The following is a 6,125-nucleotide window of genomic DNA, read 5'->3' as shown; positions in this document are numbered from 1 at the left end:
AAAAATAGCTCTGTCGAAAGTCGGAAAAAAATTGAGAGTTTATTAAAACGTATTTCTGGAAATCCTAAAGTATTAGACATGGATCTAGATATGATACATAGAAGTTTAGCTCTTGGTGATAGTGATGGAGATAAACGTTATATGGATCATATTGTGAAATGTTTGAAGGTTCGATTAAAAGAAGAGTATCATCTTGAAAATGATTCCGATCTTTTAAAAGAAATTGATAATTACGTAAGTGTTGTTAGACAAGAGCATAGTGAAAAAGGAGTGAAAATTCCTAACCAAGACAGAGAAAATGTCCACGTATCGGCACATAGAAAACACCAATCTGGTAAATTAGGAATAATGGGTGCCGTCTTCTGATAAAAATGTAAAATCTTACATATTTTTTATATTCATGAGGGGGGGAGGAAAGTATTTATTTAAAATACTTGTGTCTATTTCCATTTTAATAATCTAAGGCGCAATACTTCTTTCAAGAAATCACAATGTATAGTGTGTTTTGTCGAAGGACAATGTGAAATCCTATTTTTCCTTAAAATTTAATAAAATCAATGTATTATATAAATGAAAAGCGTATGGTGCCCAAAAGAGGCAGAGGGGGCTTTATTAGCCAGAATCAAATTATATAAAGAAGCGCAAGGACCTATTGATGTCCATAATTTTTTATGTTCCAATAAAAAAATTAAGAATTAAAGAGAAAATCTCAAATCAGAAATTAAAGGTGGTCTAAAAGGTGGACCCAAAAAGGTGGACGGTCAATGTGTGAAAAGGTGGACGAGAGGGGACATTAAGTGAGGGCTATTCATCGGTTATCAGCATTACTTGTAAAGTCCTCTCCACAAGGAAAATATTGTGACGGGGCGGGACTGTGGTTGAATGTTCGAAAAGATAATACACGCTCTTGGTTTTTTCGCTATACGCATCACAATAAGCGCCGTGAAATGGGTCTTGGTCCAGTGGCAAAGCTTTCTTTAAAAGAAGCACGTGAACTTGCAAGATATTATAGTGAAATTCTCAGAGAAGGCAATGATCCTATTGTCTTTCGAGAACAGGCTATTTTAAAACAGCAAAGCAATATCTTCCAAGAAATTGCAAAAGCGACTTTTGAAAGCAAAAAAGCAGAGTTGAAAAATGAAGGTAAAAACGGCCGCTGGTTTTCTCCACTAGAGTTGCACGTTATTCCACACATAGGCAAATTACCTATAGAGAAATTAACAGCCAATATCATTCGCAATGTTCTTGCACCTCTTTGGCATGAAAAAGCAGATACAGCGCGAAAAGCACTTAACCGTATCAATATTTGCTTGAAATATGCAGCGGCTCTTGGTTTAGATGTTGATCTACAAGCTTGTATGAAGGCACGCGCGCTTTTAGGAAAACCATGTGCGACATCAACAAATATTCCTGCTATGCCATGGCAAGAGGTTCCGGCATTTTATCAAAGCTTGGATGATAAGATCCTTTCAAATTTAGCACTGAAGTTATTGATTTTGACAGGAGCACGGTCATATCCATTGCGCTATTTTCGCCTTGAACAAATTGACAAAAATATATGGACGATACCAAAAGAAAACATGAAAGGTATTGTAGGGAAAGTTTCAGACTTTCGCGTGCCACTGAGTGATAAGGCTTTGAGAGTTATTGAAAAAACTCTCCCGTTTGAAAAGGATGGTTTTCTCTTTTCTGGTCTTAAAGGCAAACCGATTTCAGATGCTACCATGGCAAAATATATGACACTTTGCGGTTTGACTTATCGTCCACATGGTTTTCGTTCAAGCTTACGGGATTGGATAGCAGAAACAACGTCAACACCGTTTGAGATTGCTGAAACTGTTCTTGCACATTCAGTTGGTAATTCAGTGACAAAGGCTTACATGCGAACGGATTTTTTGGAACAACGACATGTCCTCTTAGAACAATGGGCGTCTTTTATATCGGGAGCGACTTGACATTATTTCTGTAATGTGTATCTTCGAATCAGGTGCTTCAAAAACACCTTAAATACCAAGCGGACGAGCTACCGAGATAGTTTATTTTCCGCACATTGTAAAGGCTTTGACTCATTGTATGTTATACGCATATAATGATCTCGTCGGGTGTGGTTGCGCTATAAAATACCCTGTTATGGGAAAAGTGTAACGACGGACTTGGTACCGTGTTTTTGAGCACCCGGCACTCTTTCATCGAGTGTCAATCAAAAACATCTATTACCAAGGAGTTCACAATGAACGATTTAGCAAACACTCAAACCACATTAACAATGACTAGCCTTGAAATTGCAAAGTTGTGTGGTAAGCAGCACGCTCATATTATGCGTGATATCAAGAAAATGCTTGAGGAACTTAACGGCTCCAAATTTGGATTGGTTGATTTTAGTGGCAGTTATCTTGATAAAAAAGGTGAAAGCCGTCCTTGCTATAACCTCCCTAAACGCGAGTGTCTTATCTTAGTTTCTGGATACAGTACAGTATTGCGTTCTAAGATCATTGACCGTTGGATAGAACTTGAGAGGCAAACACAGACCGATTATAATAATGATACACGCTTTGATTTGCCAAGTTATTGGGAAGGTATGAAACCTGGTGAAAAAGTTTTGTATCTTTTAGGTCCAATTCATATGCATCTTCTTGATGCTTTTAGAGTCGATGAAGAAAATAGAAAATATAAAGCCCTCATTAAAGAAGCAAAACAGGTTCTAGCAAAATCTATCGTGAAAGCTGCTTAACTTTAAAACATAATTTTATCTCCTCGTTTTAAAAGCGGGGAGATGGTTTATGAGATAAATCTCTTGACATGAGTTTAAATGTAGTACATTGTAGTACAAATAAATAGGAGATTTAAGCAAATGGGTAAAATTCAAGCACGCATACCTGATGAAATTCAGGAAATTGCAAGCGCAGTTATCAAATCCACGGGCTTAACTGTATCAGATGCAGTACGTATGTTTATGACCCGCATTGCTAGAGATAGAGCATTGCCGCTTGATCTATTTCAACCCAATCCGGAAACATTGCAAGCTATTGAAGATGCAGAGATGGGGCGTGTTGAACGTACGTCATTGAATGGTTTGCGTGCCATGATTCGTGATGATAAAGCTGAAGTATGTAAATCTGCAAAGTGATTCTAGTTAGCTATGCGGGAAATTGTTTATACTAAGTCTTTTCGGCGTGATCTTAAACGTGAAAGTAGGGGAAGATATGCTGATACATTAGAGACAGATTTGCTGCTTGTGATCAAATTGTTAGCGGAAAACAAACTCTTAAAAATGCAGTGGAGAGATCACGCACTAACAGGTCAATGGCGAAACTGTCGTGATTGCCATATCAAACCAGATTTGGTTTTGATCTATCGAAAGCCTGATGACGAAACATTAGAACTTTTACGGCTTGGTTCACATTCTGAATTGCGTTTATGACAATATGAATCTAGGATGCGTGAAAAATCAAGCACTAATAAGAGTATAATAAGTACAATCCAATTTCGTATAACGCAACATCACCTTTACGCTTTTATAGGTCATGATGATTTCCTGAAGCATTTCTTTTTCTAACCATGTTTCCATCCACACAAGTACTCACCTTGTTTGTTATGCTTTAAGATCTCTCTTGCTAAATGCGAACTGATGGTGTTCAGATCTTGCCGGCTTAAATAAATAGGGAACCAACCAATACAAGAAGAAACATATTTATTTGTCCCGCACCCACTCAGAAAGAGCAGCACGCACATCGGCATCACTTTTCTTATTAACTTCATTTTCTATTTCCAGCCGTGTTATTGCTCTCTTGACAATGGTCTCTGTTTGTTTTTGCCGTTCAGTCTTTTTGCCCAAACGAAAAGCCTTCACTAAGGCTACAAAAAAGGCGGTTAAAACCGCCATTACTCCCACAAAATATCTTTTTCCCCACAAGATCATAAACCTTGCTCTCGTAAGCGCTTAGCAACCAATACTAATCCCAGACAGGACGCAAAAACTATAATCGTTGCTAAAACATATTGCACAGAACCGCTCCCTTCTAACAATTCTGCAAGTCCTGAAACAGAAGCTATGATCGGAGCAAGAACTTCTGCTTTTAAAATTTTTGTTGGTTCTTGTGCTTCTACTGTTTGATAATTAGAAGAAACATAAGCTCCTTTAGCCCATAAGCCTGCTTCTGCTGCACGCCGGTGTACGAGACCGTTCAAACGTTTGCCTCCAGCTTTTGTCCATTTCTGTAATTCGGATGGCACCGCTTCATATTCACCTTTGTTAAGCTTTTTTAACAGTGTAGAATTGCAAAAAGCTACTGTTCCTACATTATAGCAAAAGGACACTAATGCCGCGAATTGTTCATTTGTTAAGGAAACTATAACAGCGCGTTCAACGGCATTCTCAAATTGTCTTAAGTCTCGGCAAAGAAGTTTTTCTGCTTGCTTTTCAGTGATTGTCATGCCTTCGTAAACAAAAGGTTCTCCAGCAGCGTTGGTGTGTCCATAACCGATTGTCCACACACCAATGGCATCTTTATAGGCGTTCAAACGCAAACCTTCCCATTGTTTGATAAGTGCAAGTCCTTCTGATGATATTTTTCGCATATGCCTCTCCATAAAAAAGCCCCACACAAGATGAGGCTGAGTGAAAATCTAAAAATAAAATTCTTTCCTCCTTGACATATATTCGTTTATAAACGAATATATATTATGTTTGAAATACGTCACTACCTTACCTCTGATGGCAAAGACTTGATATCTGATTGGCTGCGAAAGCTGCGTGATGTGCAGGCTAAAACTGTAATTATTCGCCGTCTTAATCGTTTAGAGCAAGGAAACTTTGGTGACTTTAAGCCGCTTCGTGATGGTGTCTATGAACTGCGTATTAATATTGGTCCTGGTTACCGAGTTTATTATGCCCAATCTGGAAAAACCGTATTATTGTTATTATGCGGTGGTAGCAAAAAAACACAAGACACTGATATCACTCGCGCATGTGCTTGCTGGCGCGATTGGCAAAACCGTGAAGATTAAAGGAGTGCAAGAATGAAAGACCGTAACCATGATGATGCGATGGCAGAAATATTTCATGAAGACCCTGAGTTGGCAGCAGCTACCCTTGATGCCATCTTAGCAGATGGTGACCAAGGTGAATTGCTTATAACACTTCGTCAGATGGCAAAAGCTTATGGTGGTGTTCAAGCTGTCGCTAAAGCAGCCAATCTAAATCCAACACAACTTTACCGGACACTTTCAGAAAAGGGTAATCCAGAGCTCCGTAATTTAAATGTTTTGCTGCGTACTATGGGGCTTCGCTTGGCTGTACAACCTCTTGAACGACCCATTCCACACGTTTAATCTGAGTTTGCTATTTTCCTGTTAAAGCCCACCTTAAAGATCGGAACGGCGTGTTTTTCCTTATAGAAAAGCTCCACATAAGGTGAGGTTAAGTGATATCTTAAAAATTGTAATTATTGCATTTTATTAAAAATCTCGTTTCATGTAACTTTATTCTGTGTTATACGTTACATGAAACAAAAGGAGATTTTATTATGGGTACAATGCATGTTAATGAACGTGTTCAAAAACATCGCAACGCACAAAGAAAAGCAGGATTGCGCTTAATGCAAATTTGGGTTCCAGATACGCGCCAGCCAAATTTTGCAGAAGAGTGTCGCCGCCAATGTCGCTTAGTAGCAAAAATGGATAAAGCTGATACATCTATACAGTTGTTTATGGATCAATCTTTAATGGATGTTGATGGTTGGACAGAATGATGCGTGGTTCTCTGGTAACAATAGCGATACAAGGTGATTTTGGTAAACCAAGACCTGCATTGATTATTCAAGCTAATCAATTTAGTGAACATACCAGCATGACGGTTTTACCAATTACAAGTACACTTGTTGATGCGCCATTACTCCGCATTACGATTCAGCCAAACACCAAAAATGGCTTACAAAAACCTTCGCAAGTAATGATTGATAAGATTATGACTGTAAGGTGTGATAAAATGAGTTCCATTTTTGGCTCTCTTAAAGAAAAGGAAATGCTAGAGATTGAACGTTGTTTGGCTGTGTTTTTAGGAATAGTGAAATAAAAATTGGATTTCTTTTTCGGATAGGAATATGCTTTTTATCATCATTAGATAA

The 6,125-nt window shown here is 38.3% G+C and carries 11 protein-coding genes and 1 pseudogene; 9 read left to right on the top strand and 3 right to left on the bottom strand.

Annotated features, from left to right (window positions below):
- The 5 genes from M4Z11_RS06375 to M4Z11_RS06355 form a co-directional block, all read left to right on the top strand.
- Positions 1-366, top strand: a 366-nt coding sequence (locus tag M4Z11_RS06375) for a hypothetical protein (protein ID WP_249677679.1), incomplete at its 5' end; no start/stop codon positions are given.
- Between the two features lie 431 nt (positions 367-797).
- Entirely contained in the window at positions 798-1,955 is a 1,158-nt protein-coding gene (locus M4Z11_RS06370; RefSeq protein WP_249677677.1) for a tyrosine-type recombinase/integrase, read from the top strand.
- 275 nt (positions 1,956-2,230) lie between these two features.
- Entirely contained in the window at positions 2,231-2,731 is a 501-nt protein-coding gene (locus M4Z11_RS06365; protein WP_283772526.1) for a Rha family transcriptional regulator, read from the top strand.
- 120 nt (positions 2,732-2,851) lie between these two features.
- Positions 2,852-3,127: a type II toxin-antitoxin system RelB/DinJ family antitoxin gene (locus M4Z11_RS06360; protein WP_249677675.1), complete on the top strand. Its 276-nt coding sequence runs from the start codon at positions 2,852-2,854 to the stop codon at positions 3,125-3,127.
- Between the two features lie 12 nt (positions 3,128-3,139).
- Entirely contained in the window at positions 3,140-3,421 is a 282-nt protein-coding gene (locus tag M4Z11_RS06355) for a type II toxin-antitoxin system YafQ family toxin (protein ID WP_249677673.1), read from the top strand.
- Here the strand turns inward: M4Z11_RS06355 and M4Z11_RS06350 are convergent.
- From M4Z11_RS06350 to bgtA, 3 genes and pseudogenes are all read right to left on the bottom strand, one after another.
- A pseudogene (locus tag M4Z11_RS06350) lies at positions 3,352-3,568 on the bottom strand (hypothetical protein). The gene M4Z11_RS06355 and the pseudogene M4Z11_RS06350 sit on opposite strands and share 70 nt — an antisense overlap.
- Before the next feature lie 123 nt (positions 3,569-3,691).
- Complete coding sequence (locus tag M4Z11_RS06340) at positions 3,692-3,919, bottom strand: hypothetical protein (protein ID WP_249677669.1); 228 nt, start codon at positions 3,917-3,919, stop codon at positions 3,692-3,694.
- A complete protein-coding gene (gene bgtA, locus M4Z11_RS06335; protein ID WP_249677694.1) occupies positions 3,916-4,578 on the bottom strand; it encodes a gene transfer agent endolysin BgtA in 663 nt (220 codons plus the stop codon). Before bgtA ends, M4Z11_RS06340 begins: the two co-directional genes overlap by 4 nt.
- Before the next feature lie 105 nt (positions 4,579-4,683).
- Here bgtA and M4Z11_RS06330 point away from each other — a divergent pair, with 105 nt between their 5' ends.
- From M4Z11_RS06330 to M4Z11_RS06315, 4 genes are all read left to right on the top strand, one after another.
- Positions 4,684-5,007, top strand: a complete 324-nt coding sequence (locus M4Z11_RS06330; RefSeq protein WP_249677667.1) for a type II toxin-antitoxin system RelE/ParE family toxin — start codon at positions 4,684-4,686, stop codon at positions 5,005-5,007.
- A 12-nt stretch (positions 5,008-5,019) separates the two neighbouring features.
- A complete protein-coding gene (locus M4Z11_RS06325; protein ID WP_249677665.1) occupies positions 5,020-5,331 on the top strand; it encodes a helix-turn-helix domain-containing transcriptional regulator in 312 nt (103 codons plus the stop codon).
- 194 nt (positions 5,332-5,525) lie between these two features.
- Positions 5,526-5,750 carry an antitoxin MazE family protein gene (locus tag M4Z11_RS06320; protein WP_249677663.1) on the top strand — a complete coding sequence of 75 codons (225 nt, stop codon included), beginning with the start codon at positions 5,526-5,528 and terminating at the stop codon, positions 5,748-5,750.
- Positions 5,750-6,073: a type II toxin-antitoxin system PemK/MazF family toxin gene (locus M4Z11_RS06315; RefSeq protein WP_249677692.1), complete on the top strand. Its 324-nt coding sequence runs from the start codon at positions 5,750-5,752 to the stop codon at positions 6,071-6,073. The genes M4Z11_RS06320 and M4Z11_RS06315 overlap by 1 nt, the downstream gene beginning before the upstream one ends.
- The last annotated feature ends 52 nt before the right edge of the window (positions 6,074-6,125 follow it).

Source organism: Bartonella bilalgolemi (assembly GCF_023500045.1).
Classification (GTDB): Bacteria; Pseudomonadota; Alphaproteobacteria; order Rhizobiales; family Rhizobiaceae; genus Bartonella; species Bartonella bilalgolemii.
The sequence above is the reverse complement of the archived record's forward strand: the minus strand, read 5'-3'. Positions and strand labels throughout refer to the sequence as shown.

Excerpts from the sequence above, each read along its gene's own strand:
- M4Z11_RS06365 (WP_283772526.1), top strand. The coding sequence starts at position 2,231 with ATGAACGATTTAGCAAACACTCAAACCACATTAACAATGACTAGCCTT.
- M4Z11_RS06360 (WP_249677675.1), top strand. The coding sequence starts at position 2,852 with ATGGGTAAAATTCAAGCACGCATACCTGATGAAATTCAGGAAATTGCA.
- M4Z11_RS06355 (WP_249677673.1), top strand. The coding sequence starts at position 3,140 with ATGCGGGAAATTGTTTATACTAAGTCTTTTCGGCGTGATCTTAAACGT.
- M4Z11_RS06340 (WP_249677669.1), bottom strand. The coding sequence starts at position 3,919 with ATGATCTTGTGGGGAAAAAGATATTTTGTGGGAGTAATGGCGGTTTTA.
- bgtA (WP_249677694.1), bottom strand. The coding sequence starts at position 4,578 with ATGCGAAAAATATCATCAGAAGGACTTGCACTTATCAAACAATGGGAA.
- M4Z11_RS06330 (WP_249677667.1), top strand. The coding sequence starts at position 4,684 with ATGTTTGAAATACGTCACTACCTTACCTCTGATGGCAAAGACTTGATA.
- M4Z11_RS06325 (WP_249677665.1), top strand. The coding sequence starts at position 5,020 with ATGAAAGACCGTAACCATGATGATGCGATGGCAGAAATATTTCATGAA.
- M4Z11_RS06320 (WP_249677663.1), top strand. The coding sequence starts at position 5,526 with ATGGGTACAATGCATGTTAATGAACGTGTTCAAAAACATCGCAACGCA.
- M4Z11_RS06315 (WP_249677692.1), top strand. The coding sequence starts at position 5,750 with ATGCGTGGTTCTCTGGTAACAATAGCGATACAAGGTGATTTTGGTAAA.